General features: G+C 73.0%; 11 protein-coding genes. 5 read left to right on the forward strand and 6 right to left on the reverse strand.

Annotated elements, in window-relative coordinates:
* Positions 1-36: 36 nt before the first annotated feature.
* Complete coding sequence (locus ACFUVW_RS03690; RefSeq protein ID WP_430569999.1) at positions 37-7821, reverse strand: DUF5979 domain-containing protein; 7785 nt, start codon at positions 7819-7821, stop codon at positions 37-39.
* Positions 7822-8132: 311 nt separating this feature from the next.
* On the opposite strand from ACFUVW_RS03690, the gene ACFUVW_RS03695 reads away from it, so the two are divergent.
* Genes ACFUVW_RS03695 through ACFUVW_RS03705 form a run of 3 tightly spaced genes read left to right on the forward strand, consistent with a single transcriptional unit; the run spans position 8133 to position 12220 of the window.
* Positions 8133-8570, forward strand: a complete 438-nt coding sequence (locus ACFUVW_RS03695) for a hypothetical protein (protein WP_430570000.1) — start codon at positions 8133-8135, stop codon at positions 8568-8570.
* A gap of 57 nt (positions 8571-8627) precedes the next feature.
* Entirely contained in the window at positions 8628-10292 is a 1665-nt protein-coding gene (locus ACFUVW_RS03700; RefSeq protein WP_430570001.1) for a SulP family inorganic anion transporter, read from the forward strand.
* Positions 10293-10336: 44 nt separating this feature from the next.
* A complete protein-coding gene (locus ACFUVW_RS03705) occupies positions 10337-12220 on the forward strand; it encodes an alkyl/aryl-sulfatase (protein ID WP_430570002.1) in 1884 nt (627 codons plus the stop codon).
* Here the strand turns inward: ACFUVW_RS03705 and ACFUVW_RS03710 are convergent.
* The 3 genes from ACFUVW_RS03710 to ACFUVW_RS03720 are packed head-to-tail and all read right to left on the reverse strand — an operon-like array spanning position 12210 to position 13613.
* Positions 12210-12833 carry a Pr6Pr family membrane protein gene (locus ACFUVW_RS03710; protein ID WP_430570003.1) on the reverse strand — a complete coding sequence of 208 codons (624 nt, stop codon included), beginning with the start codon at positions 12831-12833 and terminating at the stop codon, positions 12210-12212. The two genes, ACFUVW_RS03705 and ACFUVW_RS03710, sit on opposite strands and share 11 nt — an antisense overlap.
* A 50-nt stretch (positions 12834-12883) precedes the next feature.
* Positions 12884-13237, reverse strand: coding sequence for a DUF202 domain-containing protein (locus ACFUVW_RS03715; RefSeq protein ID WP_430570004.1), 354 nt, complete (start codon positions 13235-13237; stop codon positions 12884-12886).
* A 13-nt stretch (positions 13238-13250) separates the two neighbouring features.
* A complete protein-coding gene (locus ACFUVW_RS03720) occupies positions 13251-13613 on the reverse strand; it encodes a YidH family protein (protein WP_429730731.1) in 363 nt (120 codons plus the stop codon).
* A 75-nt stretch (positions 13614-13688) separates the two neighbouring features.
* Here ACFUVW_RS03720 and ACFUVW_RS03725 point away from each other — a divergent pair, with 75 nt between their 5' ends.
* Entirely contained in the window at positions 13689-14495 is an 807-nt protein-coding gene (locus ACFUVW_RS03725; protein ID WP_430570005.1) for an isocitrate lyase/phosphoenolpyruvate mutase family protein, read from the forward strand.
* A 4-nt stretch (positions 14496-14499) separates the two neighbouring features.
* On the opposite strand, the gene ACFUVW_RS03730 is transcribed toward ACFUVW_RS03725, so the two are convergent.
* Together ACFUVW_RS03730 and ACFUVW_RS03735 are read right to left on the reverse strand one after the other, a co-directional pair.
* Positions 14500-14892, reverse strand: coding sequence for a nuclear transport factor 2 family protein (locus ACFUVW_RS03730; protein ID WP_430570006.1), 393 nt, complete (start codon positions 14890-14892; stop codon positions 14500-14502).
* Between the two features lie 41 nt (positions 14893-14933).
* The gene (locus tag ACFUVW_RS03735) at positions 14934-15974 is read right to left on the reverse strand and encodes a S66 peptidase family protein (protein ID WP_430570007.1); all 1041 of its coding nucleotides are present in this window, start codon (positions 15972-15974) and stop codon (positions 14934-14936) included.
* A gap of 168 nt (positions 15975-16142) precedes the next feature.
* Between ACFUVW_RS03735 and ACFUVW_RS03740 the strand changes: the two genes are divergently transcribed.
* Positions 16143-17642 carry a DUF222 domain-containing protein gene (locus ACFUVW_RS03740; protein WP_430570008.1) on the forward strand — a complete coding sequence of 500 codons (1500 nt, stop codon included), beginning with the start codon at positions 16143-16145 and terminating at the stop codon, positions 17640-17642.
* Positions 17643-17711 lie beyond the last annotated feature (69 nt).

Genomic DNA, 17711 nt, shown 5'->3' on the forward strand with positions numbered 1-17711 from the left:
CCCCGTGACCAGGGTCGGCGCCGTCGTGGCATCCGGTCAGTGCTGCTGTCGTCGCCGGATCCCGACGAGGATCGCGCCGCCGGCCACCAGCAGGACCGCCAGCCCCACCCACACGGCGACGTCCGCACCGGTGGTCGGGAGCCAGCCGCCCCCGCCGGAGTCGCCCGTGTCGCCCGGCGGCGGCGGGACGGCGTCGAAGGTGTTCGTCACGGTGACCGACGCCGGGTCGGCCGCGATCGTGACCACGCCCGGCTCACCGTCTCCCACGGCCGAGACCGTGGAGGACGCCGCACCCCCGTCGTCGGTCTCCGTCACGACGCACTCCGCGCCGATCGGCAGCCCGTCGTAGGTGACGGTGTCACCCGCCGCGATCTCGCGTGCCGCACCGCCCGGGATCTCGATGTCCGCGCCCTGGAACGTGCAGCCAACGGTCACCTCGAACGGCCCGACGTCGTACGCGTCGCCCTCGAAGTCGACCACCTTGTCCACCGCCAGCGAGCCGACGTCGAACGTGTTCGTCACGGTGATCACCGCCGGGTCGGCGTCGGCGCCAGGCACCTCGACCTGGCCCGGGTCGCCGTCCTCCACGGTCGTCGAGACCGTGGTCGACGTGGCGCCCGCCGCGTCCGTCTCCGTCACGACGCACTCCGCGCCGACCGGGAGCCCGTCGTACGTGGCCGGCTCGTCCGGCGTCACCGTGCGGGTGGCGCCGCCCGGCACCTCGATGTCCTGGCCCTCGAACGTGCAGGCCAGCGACACCTCGAACGGCGCCGTGACGAAGGGCGCGCCATCACCGTCGAGCACCTTCTCCACCTGGATCGACCCGGCGTCGAACGTGTTCGTCACGGTCGCGACGTCGACGGTCTCGGTGTCGGCGTCGATCTCGACGGGGTCCGGGTCGACGGTCACGCTCGTGGCGCCGGCGACGTCGGTCTCCGTGACGGTGCACGTGTCGCCGTCCTGCAGCCCGAAGTAGACGCCGGGGAACCCGGGCCCGAACCGCCGGTCCGGGCCGCCAGGGATGAAGTCCACCGGTGCGCCGGTCGAGGTGGTGCACTCCAACGAGACCTCGTACGGGAACTCGTCGAACGGCACCTGGGCCAGGTACTCCAGCACCTGCTCCAGGAGCGCCTCGATCTCCTCCGGGTCGGTGGGCAGCGGGTCCGGGATCTCCGGCAGCGGCGGGAGGTCCGGCATCGCCGGGGCAAAGGCCGCCGCGTCGCCGTCCACCACCTTCTGGACCAGCAGAGGCGCGGTGTCGAAGGTGTTGGTCACCAGCACCGAGACGGTGGTCGGCTCGCCGTCGTCGGCCGGCGGGACCACGACGTCGGCCGTGTTCCCCTCGACCGGCTCGGCGCTGTCGACGCTCACCGTCGTCGACGAGGCGCCGAAGTCGCCCGTCTCCGTGACCGTGCACTCGGCGCCCACCGGGAGGCCCTCGAAGACCGCGGGGGCGCCCGGCATGAACTCGCGGACCGCCCCTCCGGGGATCGCCAGGTCGACGCCCTCGTAGGTGCACTCCAACGTCACCTCGAACGGGCCGGGCCCGTAGAGGGCGCCGAGGCCTGCCAGGTCCTTGTCCACCTCGATCGTGCCGACGTCGAACGTGTTGGTGATGACCACCTCGGCCGGCTCGCCCGCGGCGACCGTCACCGTCTCCGGCACGACGACGGCCCCTGTCGCACCGCCGTCGTCGACCTCGGTGACGTCGCACTCCGCGCCCACCGGCAGGTTCGCGATCTGCGCGTCGAGGGGCCCCGCCCCGCCGAGGACGACCGTGCCGTCGTAGACCGTGCCCGCCTCGCCGGGGCCCTCGCCGTCCGCGTCGTAGGTGCAGACCACCTGGATCGTGAACGGGCCGGCGCCGTAGGCCGGCCCGCCCTCGCCGTCGACCACCTTCTGCAGGTTGATCGCGCCGACGTCGAAGGTGTTCGTCGCCTCGAGCTGGGTGCCCGCCGTTCCGGCGTCGTCGGGGACGATCACGACGTCGGCCGACGTCCCGTCCGTCTCGACCGGATCCTCGCCAGGCTGCGTCACCGTCATCGACGTCGCCCCCGCGTTCGCCGTGTTCGTCTCGGTGACGGTGCACTCGGCGTTCACGGGCAGACCGGTCAAGGTCACGGGCGTGCCGTCACCAGCCAGCTCCACGACCATCGGGTTCTCCGCGGAGTAGCCCTCGGCGAACACCTCCTCGCCGAGGAACGTGCACTCCACGGTGGCCTCGAACGGGCCGTACGAGACGGGGTCGCCGTTCTGGTCGACGGCGTCGCTCACCACCGACTTGGACAGCTCGAGCGAGCCGAGCTCGTACCAGTTGATGGCGGTGATGCCCGTGACGTCCGGGTCCTCGCCGATGGTCACCGACCCGACGATCAGCTCGGTCTCACCGTTCACGCCGTCGTCCTCGGTGATGGTGCACTCGGCGCCGTACGGCAGGTTGTCGACCGTCACCGGGCTCAACGGGCTCACGGTGATCGGGATCGGGTCGAGCGCCTGCTCCACCCACGTCCCCACGGCGGACGTGCACTGCACGTTCAGCTGGAACTCGTCGGGGGCGTACTCCGCCCCCGGCCCGCCCGCGAACTTCACGACGTTGAGGGAGCCGCTGGCGGTGGCGACGCCGACCTTCGTGCCCTCGGTGGGCAGCATCCGCACCTGGTTCCCGCCGGGACCGATCGCCACGGCCGAGGCGGCGGCGGAGTTCCAGGCGATGGAGCGGTCCCCGGCATCGGGGACGGTCGGCGGGGTGGTGGTCACGCCCTGGAGCGCGAGGAACTCGCCCGGCTGGAACATGTCGTCCTCGGGGAACGTGATCACGGCCTTGAACGCGGTGATCTCCTCGTAGACCGACTCCGGCTCGTCGCCGGTGAGCTGCACCCATCCGGTGGTCGGGTCGTCGGTGGGGCAGACCGGCTCGTTGATCGGGTCGTTGATGTCGTCCATGCAGTAGTCCTGCACGGTGGAGTAGTAGAACGTGGCCTCAGCGCTTGCGGGCGCGTTGACGAGCTCCGGCGGGTAGTCGTTGTTGAGGAGCGGCGCCCACGCCGACCCGCGCTCCGCGGGGTCGAAGGAGCCGGTGTCACCCGGCGCCGGAAGACGGTCGTAGAGCACCACCTTGTTCATCGGCAGGTTGCCGACGTTGTCCACGCGGATCCGCCACGTCTCGTCGTGACCCGGCGCGATGACCGGGGTGCACGGGTAGGCGTAGAAGCCCGCCGCGTTGGGCGTGCACTCGTCCGGGGGGTTCGTGGCGTCCGGGTCGACGATGACGTCGAGCTCGTCGTCGTTCGTCGCCTTGACGAACTTCGACTGGCTGAGGGCCGCCGTCGCCGTCGACTGCACGTCCGAGTCGGCCTCGCACGCCCCGGTCTCCTCGTTCAACCGGGTCGTGCACTCGTCCCACGGCCGGTCGCCCGTGACGCCGGCGGTGTTCTCGACCACCGTCTGCGGCGGCAGGCTGACGCGGAAGCTCACCATGACCGTGATCGTGTAGCTCTGGCCCACCTCGAGCACCGAGCCCTCGGGGAACGTGAACCCGAGGCTCTCGATGTCGCCCTGCTGATCGACCGTCACCTCGCCGGCGTCCGTGGGCAGGTCCGGCGTGCTGGGATCGGGGTCGCCGCCCGTCAGGGCGTACCGGTACGGGTCGTCGACGTCGGCCAGCCGCAGTTGCGCGCCCTCGTCGTCCACCGGCATCGGGTCGGTCACGACGGGGTCGACGATAGGCCGGTCACCGGTGTTGGTCACGGTGATGTTCATGGGGAACACCGCGTTCGGTGCCTCGGTGCCGCCGGTGACCGTCCCGTCGAAGTCCTTGACGATCGTCACGCCGTTCGTGGCGTGCTGGTACAGGATCGATGCCTCGGCCTCGTCCTCGGCGCTCACCGGCACCAGCTCGCCGCTCTCCGGGTCGACGACGAGGTCGGCGCCGGTCGTGGTGCCCTGGACGGAGTTGCTCGCCACGCCCGGGTCCGTCTCGCCGGGACCCGGCGGGTTGGCCGCCAGGTCGGGGAGCACCGGACCGCCCGAGCGCATCTCGTCGCGCCGCTCGACCGAGATCGGGATGCTCTGCGTGGGGTTCGCCGGGTTCTCCCAGATGGAGCCGTCGGTGCGGCTGAACGTGAACCGCAGGCCCTGCACGTCCTCCGGGGCGACGCCCGCGGGCAGGGCGAAGGTGCCCGACGGCGTGCCCTCGACCCAGGCGCCACCGGTCACGGTCACCGGGTCGGAGGATCCCGGGTCGCCGGTGAACGTACCGCCCGTGAACGCGTCGACCTGCACCTGCTGGATCGGCGCCGTGAGGCTGGCGCCGTCGAAGCCGACGAAGTCGTACTGGTTCCAGAACTGCGGGTCGTCGTCGATGAGCACCATCTCGACGCTGCGCGACGGGCCCTGCGGCTGACCGGTGAGCGTCATCGTCACCGGGCCCGTGCCGGGCTCGACGATCGTGTCCGGGCTGAACGTCTTGCCCACCTCGAGGTCGATGGCCGCCGTCTGCAGCGGCATGGTCGCGTCGTCGTACGCGCGGCGCACGTCCTCGTCGGTGCCGCCCGGGTCATTGATCGTCGCAACCGCGCCGTCCGGCACGGGGTTGGTCGTGGCGATCGCACCCGCCTCGTCGAGGAGGGGCTCACCGGTGTAGCGGTCGGTGTCCCGCAGCTGAAGCGTGAGGTCCATCGACCCCGACTGTCCCGCGGGGATCAGGCCGTTGTACGACACGACCACACCGACGACGTCGGAGAGTTCAGCAGGGTCGAGTGCCTCGGCGGCCGTCTCCGAGAGCGCCTGCGTCGCCCCGCCCGCGAAGGTCAGGGTCACGACGGTGCCGCCGTCCGGGAAGTCGGGGTTGTCGCCGGGAGCGAAGACGCCCGGCGGCGGCGTGATGTCGATCCCGGTGAGGTTGAAGACCGTGAACGGCGGGGTGCCGGGCGCCGTCTGCACCGCGTTGGAGTCCGGGGCGCCCGGCTCCACCAGCCGGAGCTGGTCGACCTTGGCCGCCGAGGCGTTGGTGCCGGTGATCGTCACGGTGGTCGACGGGTAGAACCCGGTCGGCGTCCCCGGCGGTGGCACGGAGATCGGCCCGCCCGTCCAGTCCTTGTTCACCGTCACGTTGAGCGGCTGGTCGATGATCAGCACATCGGCGTCGTCGGTGTCCGTGTAGTCGTTGCCGTCGAACGTGCCGGTTCCCCGCGCGGTGTCGTTGACCAGGCCCGGGTCGTCGGTGTTGTACAGCGTGCCGTTCGTCGAACCGAGCACCGGTTCGCCGTCGCTGCGCTTGTAGTCGCGCACCTGGAACGTGAGGTTGAGGTGGCGGCCGTCCGAGAGCGTGGACCGCGCCACGCCGTCGCCGACCGCCGGCTCGGTCGGGTCGTCCGGCGTCGTGGACCGCGACGGCGACTCCGTGTACACGATCCGGACGGACGTCGTGGACTCCTGCTCCGCCGCGGTGAGGTTCACCGCGGGCATCCCGCCGTCGCACGGCGTGGCCGCTGTGCAGCCCGAGCCGGAGGCCTGCACCCAGGCCGACCCGTTCCACAGCTCGACGCCGGCGATCGCGTCGTACTCGATCAGCGGGTCCAGCGAGCTGTCGATCGCGGGGATGCTCACCAGGTTGAAGGCGTCGTAGAACGAGTCCTCGATCGCGGTCGTCGCCGGGTCCGCGACGTCCGAGATGACCATCGGGTCCACGCCGGAGAAGCCGTTGGTGGACCAGGTGATCTGCGCCGTCGCCTGGTCGTCGGAGCGCGCGAGCACGCTGACCGGCTGCTCACCGAGGAACGTCTTGTCGATGAAGTCGAGGTCACCCGTGCCGTCCACGGGGAACGGGTCGACGGTGGCACAGCCCTCGGCCGGCTCGGTGGGCGAGACCGAGCCCGACGACGCGCTGGAGGCGCCACAGTTCTCGATCGGGTCGTCCCGGTCGGTCGGTCCGGTGTACTCCGCGACGAAGTTCGGCTGGAAGCTGGTGCCTGGCGGGAAACCGTCCCCCGTCGAGTCGTACACGAACTGCACGCCCTGCGCGTCGGCCGGCAGGTCGCAGCTCACCGTCGCCGGCCCGGTGAACGGGCCGCAGTCAGGGGCCGGCACCCAGGCGCTGCCGTTCCAGTAGTTCACGGTCAGCGTGGAGTTCGCCGGCACGTCGGTGGACCGTACGGCGGTCGGCACGAAGTTCTCGGACCACTCGTCCGAGACCGTCGGGTCGGTCGGGTCCTGGATCACCACCTGGTCGGCGTTGGTCGTCGACCCGTCGGGTCCGAACGGCAGCAGCTGCGTCGGGAGCTGCACGACGACGCTCTGCCCCGGGATCGCGGGGATCTCTGACGGCGAGATGAGCTTGTCGGTCTCCGTCGCCAGCCGGTCCACCAGGGTGACGAGGTCGGCGGACGCCGTGTCCTCGGCGTTGGGGACGGTCGCCGTGATCTCGTTGGTGTGCGTGACATCCTCGGCCTCCTGGTCGGGGTCGGTGTCCGCCGTGAAGGGGATCGACGCCTCGGCGCCGGTGGGCAGGTCGCCCGTGAAGGTGACCGTGAAGCCCTCGACCACGCAGCCTGTGGGCGGGTTCGGCAGGGTGTTCGGTGCCGAGGCCTCCTCGGTGGGCGTGGAGCCGTCGGCGCACGTGAAGGTCACGCTCGCCTCGCTGGCGCCGTTGGGCCACTGCACCCCCGTGCCGTCACCGTCGGGTCCGAAGCCGGTGAAGGTGAGCGGGTCATCGCCGATGAACGGGTTCGGGCCGTCCGGCGACGGCTCCGTGATCGTCATCGTGTCCACCGCGGTGCCGGCGTTGGTGGCGCCGATCGTCACCGTCGTCGGGTCGCCCGCGCTCACGGTCGCGGGGTCGAAGCTCTTGCTCGCCGTGACGGAGTTGTTCGGCGGGGTGATGACGTAGGTGTCCTCGGCCGTCGTGGGGTCGGACTCGTCGTCACCGTGCGTGACGTGCGACGACGCGTCGTTGGTGACGGTCAGCGGGTCCGTCAGCTCGGTGACGGCCGCGCTCTGCTGCACCTCGACCGCGACAGACGCCTCGGCGCCCGGCTGGATGTCACCGCTGAACGTGTACCGCACGCCCTGCACGGTGGTCGGGTCCACCGAGTCGTCCAGCGGCTCCCACGAGTCGCCGTCCCAGTACTCCTGCGTCACGTCGGTCGCGTTCGGCGGCATCGTGATGTCGCCCGTGCCGGTGTACTCGAGGTAGGTGAACGGGTTGGGGTCGGCGGTCGGGTCCACCGGGTCCTGGATCACCAGGGTGTCGACCGGGTCGTTCGACGTGTTCGTGGCGCCGATCGTCATCGTCGCCGCGGTGCCGGGCGCCGCGAGCGCCCCCTCGGGCTCGATCGACTTGGTCGTCTCGGATCCCAGCTCCAGGTCGACGACGGGTGTGACGGTCGCGTCGGCGGACGCCGGGTCGGTGTTGTCGCCGTCGACGGTCGCCGTGTTCGTGATGGGCACCCCGTTGGCGCTGTACGGCAGGTCCGGGTCGACCTGCGCCGTGACCGTGATGACCGCCTGGGAGCCGTTGGGGGCGGTGTCGTCGGAGTAGGTGACGGTGTTGGTGTCGGTGTCGACGACCAGGTCGCCGTCGCCCGTCGAGACGCTCGCGTCGACGAGGATCAGCCCCTCGGGCAGCTCGTCCGTCATGACGCTGTTGGTGCAGGGCTGGGCGTTCGGGTCCGAGCAGGAGATCTGGATCGCGAACTGCACCTGCTGGCCCGGCTCGTACGGCCCCTCGCTGGTGACGACCTTCTGGATCCCCCAGCTCGCGGCGGAGGCCGTCGTCGCCGGGATGACCGCTCCAGCGAGCGCGAGCGCCAGCACGCCGAGCACGGACGCACCACGACGGACGCGCCGTCGTGCCCTCAACCGGGCCTGCCGACGCTGACGTTCCCCTACAGTCCTGCGACCGTCCACCATCCGTGCCCCTCCACACATCGGTGCAAACCGCCCGCGCGCGACGCTGTGCGCGAGCACCATTCACGAAGGTGTCAGACATCGGGCGACTTGGCTCGCCGAACGACGGTTCATCCGTAATGGTCTGGAACGCCCGGCTCGTGGCCCTGCGTCGCTGCGCGAGCGAGCGCGGCACAGGACGGCGACAGTCGAGGTGAGGGCGGCGGAGCGCGACGAAGGAGCCGATCATGGGCCGGACGAGGACACGAGGGTACGCGGTGCTGGGGGCGACGCTGCTGGGCGCGACGGGGCTGCTGGCGGGGTGCGGCGAGGCCAGCACGGACGCGATGGGCGACAACACCACCCAGACCTGCGAGCGCCTCTCCGCCTACACGGACGCCCTGCGGGACCTCGCGGGGACGCTGGGCCCGGACGCCACCGTCGCTGAGGTGCAGGCGGCCCGCGACCAGGCCCGGCAGGCCCAGGAGGCGCTGGAGGAGAGCATCTCCGAGGTGAGCGACGACCGCACGGACGACATCGCCCGCGCGTGGGACGCCCTCGTGACCGCGTTCAACGAGGTCGACGACGACGCCACGCTCGCCGAGGCTGCCGACTCGCTCAAGGACGAGGCCCAGGGCGTCGCCGACGCGACGACGTCCGTCCGCGAGGACCTGGACTGCCGCTGAGGTCGCCGGAGTACCGGTCGGGTCGCGACGCCCCAGGTCGTGCGGCACTGTGCTGGGGTGCGAGTGTCGAAGCCCACCCCCCGTGACGTCGTCTCCGGCTTCGTGACCGGGCTGTTCTCCATCCCCGAGGGCATGGCGTACGCGACGGTCGGCGGGTTCTCCGCGCCGATGGGTCTGTGGTCGGGCGCGGTGCCCACGGTGATCGGGTCGATCTTCAGCCGCACGGTGCTCATGGTCACGACGCTCACCAGCGCGATCGCGCTGTCCGCGCAGAGCATCCTCACCGGCGCCGGCCTGGACCCGGGCGACCTGGGCTCCGTCGCCGCCCTCACGGTGATGGTCGGGCTGTGGATGCTGCTGCTCGGGGTGCTCCGGCTCGGGTCGGTGATGTCGTTCGTCTCCACGGCGGTGATGACGGGGTTCACGGCGGGCATCGCCGTGCAGATCGTCGCGGGCGTGGTCAAGGACGCCACCGGCTACACGCCCGAGGCGCACAACACGGTGGGCAAGCTGGTCGAGGGCGTGCTGCACGTCGGGGACTGGGACGGACCCACCGTCGCCGTCGCGCTCGCGACCGTCGCCGCGTGGGCCGCGCTGAGCCTGGTGCCGCGGCTGCGCAAGACGGCGACGCTCGTGGCGCTCGTCGTCGTCACGGTGGTCGTCGCGCTGCTGGGCACGGACGTGGAGCGGGTGAGCGACATCGCCGCCATCCCGCGCTCCCTGCCGCCGTTCACCCTGCCGGACCTCGGGGCGATGCCGGAGCTCGTGTCCGGCGGGCTCGCCATCGCGCTCATCGCGCTGGCGCAGGCGGCGGGCATCGGCGCGGCCGTGCCCAACCCGGACGGGTCGCGCACGAACGTCTCGAAGGACTTCACCGCGCAGGGCATGGCGAACGTCGCCGGCGGGTTCTTCGGCGCCCTGCCCACCGGCGGGTCGCTCTCCCGCACCGGTGTCGCGACCAGCGGCGGCGCGCAGACCCGCTGGGCGGGCATCTTCGCGGGCGTCTGGCTCGTCGTCCTGGTGCTGCTGCTCGGCCCGCTCGCCGGCGAGATCCCCATGGCGGTCATCGGCGGCCTGCTGCTCGTCATCGGCGGCGAGCTCATCGTGGGCCGGTGGGCCGACATCGTGCTCGTGTTCCGTACGTCGTGGCTGTCCGCCGCGGCCCTCGTCGTCACGTTCCTCGCCACGACGCAGCTGCCGCTGCAGCAGGCCATCTTCCTGGGCGCCGGCCTGTCGATCGTGCTCTTCGCGGTGCAGGCGGCTCAGCGCGGCAGGCTGATCCAGCTCGTCCCCACCGACGGCGGCGACTTCCGCGTCGACGACGCCCCCACCACCCTGCCGTCGGGCCGCACCACCGTGCTGCACTACGTGGGCACCGGCTTCTTCGCCGAGGTGAACCGCCTCGAGGAGGAGTGGCCGCACACCGCCGACGCGCACGACGCCGCCCTCGTGATCTCCCTGCGCGGCTCCGCCGGCATCCCGTCGACGACGTTCCTCAAGTCCCTCGACCGCCTCCTGGACCGCTGGCACGAGCACGGCGTCGAGGTCGTCGTCTGCGGTGTGCCCGAGGACCTGGCGCGGCGGTTCGCCGCCGGCGGCGTCTCGACGCGGCTGCAGGGCGCCGTCGTGCCGCAGACGGACGTGCTGCTCGGCTCCGTCCGCGAGGCGTACGACCTCGCGGAGCGCCGCCGCGCCCGCCGGGCGCAGTCCCCGGACGACTGAACCTTCGCCGCGCGCCCGCGCCGCGCCGGTGCCATCGTGGCGCCATGCCTACCGCACCGAAGCCAGCCACGCCCACGATCGCCGCCCAGCAGCAGGCTCTGCTGGACAGCCTTCCCTTCTCCGACCGGCAGGACTTCGAGGACGCGACTCGCGGACTCGTCGCCCGTCGCTCGCCCAACGCGGTGACCAACGACGCGGGCGACGTCGTCTGGGACAACGACACGTACGCATTCCTCGAGGGCGACGCCCCGGACACCGTGAACCCCAGCCTGTGGCGGCAGTCGCAGCTCAACGCGGTCCAGGGCCTGTTCGAGGTGGCGCCCGGCATCTACCAGGTGCGCGGGATGGACCTGTCGAACACGTCGATCATCGAGGGCGACGAGGGCGTCATCATCATCGACACCCTGCTCACGAAGGAGACCGGCGCGGCCGCGCTCGCGCTGTACCGCGAGCACCGCGGCGACCGCCCCGTCAAGGCGATCATCTACACGCACTCGCACGCCGACCACTTCGGCGGGACCAAGGGGTTCGTGTCCCAGGAGGACGTCGACTCCGGCAGGGTACGGATCTACGCGCCCGAGGGCTTCGTGGAGCACGCAGTCTCGGAGAACGTGTACGCGGGCGTGGCGATGAACCGTCGTGCGGCCTACATGTACGGGGCCGCGCTCGCCCGTGGGGCCCAGGGCGGTGTCGGTGCCGGGCTCGGCCAGACGATCTCCACGGGCGAGGTCACCTTCATGCCCCCGACGGACACCGTCTCGACGACGGGCCACGAGGAGGTCATCGACGGCGTCCGCTTCGTCTTCCAGATGGCGCCCGGTACCGAGGCGCCGTCCGAGATGCTCATCTACCTGCCCGACCACCAGGCGCTGTGCGCGGCGGAGGACGCCACGCACACGCTCCACAACCTGCTGACCCTGCGCGGCGCCGTCGTGCGTGACCCGCACGCGTGGTCGCGGTACCTCACGGAGTCGATCGACCTCTTCGGCGACGTCGAGGTCGTCTTCGCGTCCCACCACTGGCCGACGTGGGGACACGACCGGGTCGTGAAGTACCTGCAGGACCAGCGGGACATCTACGCCTACCTGCACGACCAGACCCTGCGCCTGCTCAACAAGGGCCTCACCGGCCCGGAGATCGCCGAGGAGATCCAGCTGCCGCCCGCGCTGGAGAACGCGTGGAACGCCCGGGGCTACTACGGCTCGGTGAGCCACAACGTCAAGGCGATCTACCAGCGCTACCTCGGCTGGTTCGACGGCAACCCCGCCCACCTGTGGGAGCACACCCCCGTCGAGCGCGCCAAGCGGTACGCGAAGCTCGCCGGCGGCGTCGACGCGCTCGTCTCGAACGCGCGCGAGGCGTTCGACGCGGGCGACTACCGGTGGGCCGCGGAGGCCGCGAACCACGCCGTCTTCGCGGAGCCCGACCACGCCGCCGCGCGCGTGCTGCTCGCCGACACCTACGAGCAGCTCGGGTACGGCTCGGAGAACGGCACCTGGCGCGACTTCTACCTGTCCGGCGCCACCGAGCTGCGCGACGGCCAGTTCGGCACCCCGACCGAGACCAACGCGCCCGACGTCATCGCCAACCTGTCCCCCGAGATGCTCTTCGACGCCATCGCCATCCAGGTGAACGGCCCGCGGGCGTGGGACGAGAACCTGTCGATCGACGTGGTCGTCACCGACACCGACCAGCGCTACCGGGTGCGCCTGGCCAACGGCGTCCTCACCTACAGCGCCGCCGCCCAGCAGGGGGACGCCGACGCGACCATCACCGCCCGCCGCGCCTCCCTGCCCGTGCTCGCCGCCGGCGACCCCACCGCGCTCGCGGCCGCGGGCATCGAGATCTCGGGCGACGCCTCGGCCCTCGGTCGGCTGACCGCCGTCCTCGATCCGGGCGACAAGAACTTCTCGATCGTCACTCCCTGACGTTCCCCACGAGGGGGCGGGCGGGGAGCACCCGGTCGACGGCGACGATGAGCAGCCCGAGGACGTAGAAGGCGCCGCCGTACAGCACCAGGTTGAGCCCCAGCCCGCCCCACCCGAGGGCGTCCAGGTCGATGAACCCGTACGGGTACGCGCTGCCCGGGCTGAGCTGCCCGCGCAGCAGGACGGCGCCGAAGTAGAGCACGGGAAAGAGCATCCACAGGCCCGCGTCGCGCAGGCGGGCGCGGCGGTGCGGGTCAAGCAGCAGGAAGTCGACCACGACGGCGAGCGGCAGCGCGCGGTGCTCCACCTGGCCGTCGGTGAGCCCGAGGAACACGGCCGGGGCGTCCGGGGACTCCGGCTCGAGGACCAGCCACGCGACCAGCCCGGTGATCGCCGCGGCGAGGGTCACCAGGCCCTTCGCCCAGACCGGCGGCGGCTCCCGGCGCAGGAACGTCGTGACCGCGGCCCAGCCGAACACCGCCACCGCCAGGAGGCTGGTGAGGTTGGTGAAGTAGACGAACCCCTCGATGTCGCCGTCGCGCCAGATGGCGCGCGTGCCGACGAGACCGAGCGCGACGACGAAGAGCCGGAACAGGCCGGCGAGCAGGAACATGGCGGTAGTGAAGCAGACGGCGCGCGCCCGCAGGCCGTCGGAACAGGTCGTCAGAAGACGACGACGGCGACCAGCCCGGCGAGGCCGAGCAACGCCGTGCCCGCGCACATCAGCGCGATCCGCCGGCCGTGCCGCAGGCGGGGCCGGTCGGTGTCGAGGTGCCGCTGCGTGTGCCCGGCGTGCCGCTTGGCGAACCACCACAGCGGGGGCGTGAGCACCAGCGCGACGGCCGCGGTGAGGAGGAACGACGTCGCGCCGTCCACGCCCGGCAGCGTCTGCCAGGCCACGGCGCACGCCGCCGTGAACGACAGCAGCGTGCGGCGCCAGGCCAGCGCGGTGCGCTCGGCCTGCAGGCCGCGGTCGCGCTCGGGCCCGACGAGCGGCGGGGGGCGGTCGGTGCTCATGTCGTCCGCCGGGTCAGTGCAGCAGCAGGGCGAGCAGCACGAGGATGCCCACGACGGTGATGGTCACGACCAGCACGAACCCGGTGATCGCTCCCGGCAGCGGACCGTGCTCACGCATGGCGCGCTCCGAGCGGGCCCACTCGACCGCCGCAGCGACGGGCACGACGGCGCCCGCCACGAGCAGCACGATCGCTGAGGTGAGGCGCAGGTGCGGCTCCATGGGCAGGTCCAGCGCCTCGAGCGCCGTCCCGCCCGCGATGAGCCCCAGGGCCGTGCGGAGCCACGCGAGGATGGTGCGCTCGTTGGCCAGCGAGAACCGCGGGTCGGGCTCCGTGCCTCTCTCGTACACCCACCGGGGGAAGCGTTCGCGGCTCACGAGGCCCGAGCCTAGCCAGCGCGGGCCCGTCGGGCGCGGGCGGGCGACGTCGGTGGCCGTCGCTAGCGTCGGCCCATGGCCTCCCCCGCGACCGACGCCCGCGCCGCCTTCCTCGCCCTGCACCGCCCCGGCGACCCGCTGCTGCTGCCGAACGCATGGGACGCCGGGTCCGCGCGGATCCTCGCCGCCCTCGGCTTCGCCGCCGTCGCGACGACCAGCAGCGGGTTCGCCGCGACGCTCGGCCGGCCCGACGGCGCCGTCAGCCGGGACGAGGCGCTCGCGCACGCCGCCGCGCTCGCGGCCGCCGTCGACGTCCCCGTGAGCGCGGACCTGGAGAACGGGTTCGCCGACTCCCCCGCCGACGTCGCCCGTACCGTCGCGGACGCCCGCGCCGCCGGCGTGGCCGGGGGCTCCGTCGAGGACGCGACCGGCCGCGACGACGAGCCGGTGTACGACCGGACCCTCGCCGTCGAGCGCGTCGCCGCCGCCGCGGAGGCCGCCGGCGACATGGTGCTCACCGCCCGCTGCGAGAACCACCTGTTCGGCCGCGACGACCTCGCCGACACGATCGCGCGGCTCCAGGCCTACCAGGAGGCCGGCGCCGACGTGCTGTACGCGCCGGGGCTGCGCGACGCCGCCGCGCTGGCGACGGTCTGCCGCGAGGTCGACCGGCCCGTCAACGCCCTGCTCGTCGCGGGCGGGCCCACGCCCGCCGAGCTGGCCGAGGCCGGCGTCGCGCGCATCTCCGTCGGCGGCACGTTCGCGTGGAACGCCCTGTCGGGGCTGGTCACCGCGGCGCAGGAGCTGCTCGCCGGCGACGTCGGGTTCCTCGACCGCACCGGGCCCGCGCGCGACGTGATGGGCCGGGCGTTCCGCGCCTGACGGCTCATGCGGACGCCGGCACCACGGCGGTGTGGACGCAGCGCCAGGCTGCGCCGCGCCGCACGAACGTGTCCACCGACCATTCCTCGTCGCGGAACGGCGTCCCCCGCCAGGTGCCCGCCGAGACCCCGCGGGCCAGCGCGACGGCGACGTCGCCGTGCACGCGCACCGACACCAGCTCGGCCGACAGCTCGGTGTGCACCAGCTCCCCCGAGGCCACGAGGTCGAGGAAGCCGGCACGCTCCTGCACCCCGCCGTCCGCGCCGACGAGGGTCCAGCCCGGGTCGACGAACCCGTCGATCGCCGCCGCGTCGTTGGCCACGATCGCCGCACCCCAGTCGCGCAGCAGCGCGGCGAACCCGCGCGCCTCCGTGCCGCCGTGCTCGTCCCCGCCCATCCGTGCCCTCCTCGTCGTCGGGCCCACCACCTGATCTTCGGTCAGGGCACGAGACGCTGGCTGATCACCGACTCGTCGGGTCCGTGCTGCACGCGCGCGAGCGCACCGTTCACCAGGGCGAGGTACGGCGGCACGTGCCCGCACTCGACGTCCGCGAGGAGCGGGATCCCGAGGTCGCCGAGCGCGTCGCGGACGGCGTCGTGCTGGCGGAGCCCGTCGGAGTCCGGGGCGTGCGTGCGGCTCACCAGCACCGCCCGCGCGGCGTCGAACCAGCCCGCGTGGCGCAGCGCCCACAGGGCCCGACCGACCTCGAAGGCGTCCCACTCCAGGACGTCGAGGTAGACGACCAGGCCCTCGGGCGCGTGCTCGGCGGCGAACCGGCACACGTCGCCGTACGGCGTGCCCGCGAGGAGCGAGACCGTCTCCAGGCACCCGCCGATCAGGCGGCCCTGGATGTCGACGGGCGCCTCCGCGTGCTCGCCGTCGAGCCGCAGCCAGGGGCCCTCCGCGTCCAGGCTCCAGGTGCTGGCCTCGGGGTGCCGCTCCCAGTCGTCCCAGCCGGACGAGCGGTGGCGCCGCGGCGAGCGCTGGGTCAGCTCCTGGCCCTGCTGCGCCGCCGAGGCGACCTCCCACCAGCCGAGCAGACCGTCGGGCACGTCGTAGGGGGTGTCCATGAGGTTCTGCCCGTGCAGCGTCGCGAGGCCGGTGCGCAGCGTGAGCGGCAGCAGCAGGGTGGACGTGTCCGAGTAGCCGACCAGCCACGTCGGGTCGGCGGCCAGCGCGTCCCAGTCGAGGCGGCCCAGCAGGTCGGTCGCCAGCTCCCCGCCCCACGGCGGCACGACCGCGCGCACCGCCGGGTCCGTGAGCATCGCCGTGAGCTCGGCCGCGCGCAGGTCGGCGGGGCCGCTGACCACGCCCGCGCCTGTCGGGGTCTCGCCCAGCCGCACGTCGTAGCCCTTCGCCCGCACCACGTCGGCCGCGTGGAGCAGCCGCCGCTGGAGCGGCGGCTCGACGCCCGCCGACGGCGCGGTGACGCCGATCGTGTCGCCTGGCCGGAGGGGGCGTGGGTAGCGGATCGTCATGGCGGGACTCTGCCCGACGCACGGGCCCACGGCAACGCGTTTCCGACCGTCGACGGGTTGTCCACAGGCGCGCATCGGCCCTGGTGGTGGGCGCGCGCAGGCGCTAGGATCGAACACGTGTTCGAGCACCCGCTCGGCAGCCCTCGACGGTGAGGAGGTGACACGGCCATGGCCGCTGCGACGCTCGAGGTCGCGCTCGACGACGACCTGCCGGTCGTCACCACGCCGTGGGACGACGCGCTCTCCCCCGTCGGCCCGACGACGGTGCACGACGTCTCGGCCGCGCTCGACGACCTGGAGCGGCTCCAGTCCCGCATCAACGCACTGGAGGGTGAGAAGCTCCTGGCCCTCGAGCGGGCCCGACGCGCAGCCATACGGTGCGAGCCCGACCTGCTGGCGGGCGAGCAGCTGCGGGTGCTGAACGCCGGCACCTCCCGGCAGCACGAGCTGGCCCGGCGCGCGTTCGTCGCAGACGTCGCGACCACGGTGCACGTGTCGGAAAGGCAGGCCGACCACCTCCTCGAGACGGCACGGACCTTGACCTCGTCGGGCTCCGCCACGCTCGCCGAGCTCTGCCACGGCCGGATCGGGGCCCGCCTCGCGACGGCGATGGCCGACGTGCTCGCCGACCTCCCGGACGCCCAGGCCAGGGCCGCGGTGCAGGCCGAGACGCTCCCCCGGGCCGCGACGGCGACGCCGGCCCAGTTCCGGTCCTTCCTCCGCCGCGCCCGCGACCGTGCCCACCCGGAACCCTTCACCCTCCGGCACGACAGGGCCGCGCGGCGACGGGCGGTGTTCGTCGACCCCGCCGCCGACGGCATGGCCTGGCTCAGCGCCCACCTGCCCGCGACCACCGCCCACGCCGCGCTCGACCGGCTGACCACCGCCGCCCGCACCGCCCGCGAGGCGGGGGACGCGCGCACGCTGTCCCAGCTCCGGGCCGACGCGTGCGCCGCTCTCCTGCTCGCCGGCGTCGAGCCCTCCTCCGACGTCCGCCCCGCCGCCGGTTCCGGCTCCGCGGCACGCTCCGTCCCCGGCGCCTCCGACCCCGGCGAAGCGGGGCCCGGCGCGGGCGAGTCGGCGGCAGGCCTGGTCCCGGACCTCGCCGACCATGCCCGCCGCATCGTCCCGCGCGTGCAGATCACCGTGCCGGTGATGGCGCTGCTCGGACGTTCCGACGACGCGGCCGAGCTGACCGGCCACGGCGCGATCGACCCCGGAGTCGCGGCGTTCCTCACGGCCGGGGCGCCGTCGCTGCGCCGGCTGCTGGTGGACCCGCTGTCCGGCGAGCTGCTGTCCACCGACCCCGGCACGTACACCGTGCCCGCGGCGCTGCGCACCTACCTCGAGGCCCGCGACGGCACCTGCCGCTTCCCCGGCTGCACCCGCCCGGCGCCCCGCTGCGACGTCGACCACACCGTCGCGTGGGCCGACGGCGGACGCACGACGGCGGACAACCTGGCCCACGTGTGCCGGCGCCATCACGTGCTGAAGCACGAGACGCGGTGGCAGGCGCGGCAGGAGCCCGACGGCACGCTCGTCTGGACGTCGCCCACCGGCCGGGTGTCCCGCGACCCCGTCGCCGACCCGGTCGACCTCACCGGTCGGGAGCTCGTCCCACCAGACCCTGTGGACACGGCGCCCGACCCAGAAGACCCGCCTTTCTGAACCGCACGGCGCGTCTGAACCGCACGGCGCGCACCCGTCGCCGACGAGGCGGTCGAGCTCCCGAGCCCG

It is taken from the genome of Isoptericola sp. NPDC057391, from assembly GCF_042668085.1.
Taxonomy (GTDB): Bacteria; Actinomycetota; Actinomycetes; order Actinomycetales; family Cellulomonadaceae; genus Isoptericola.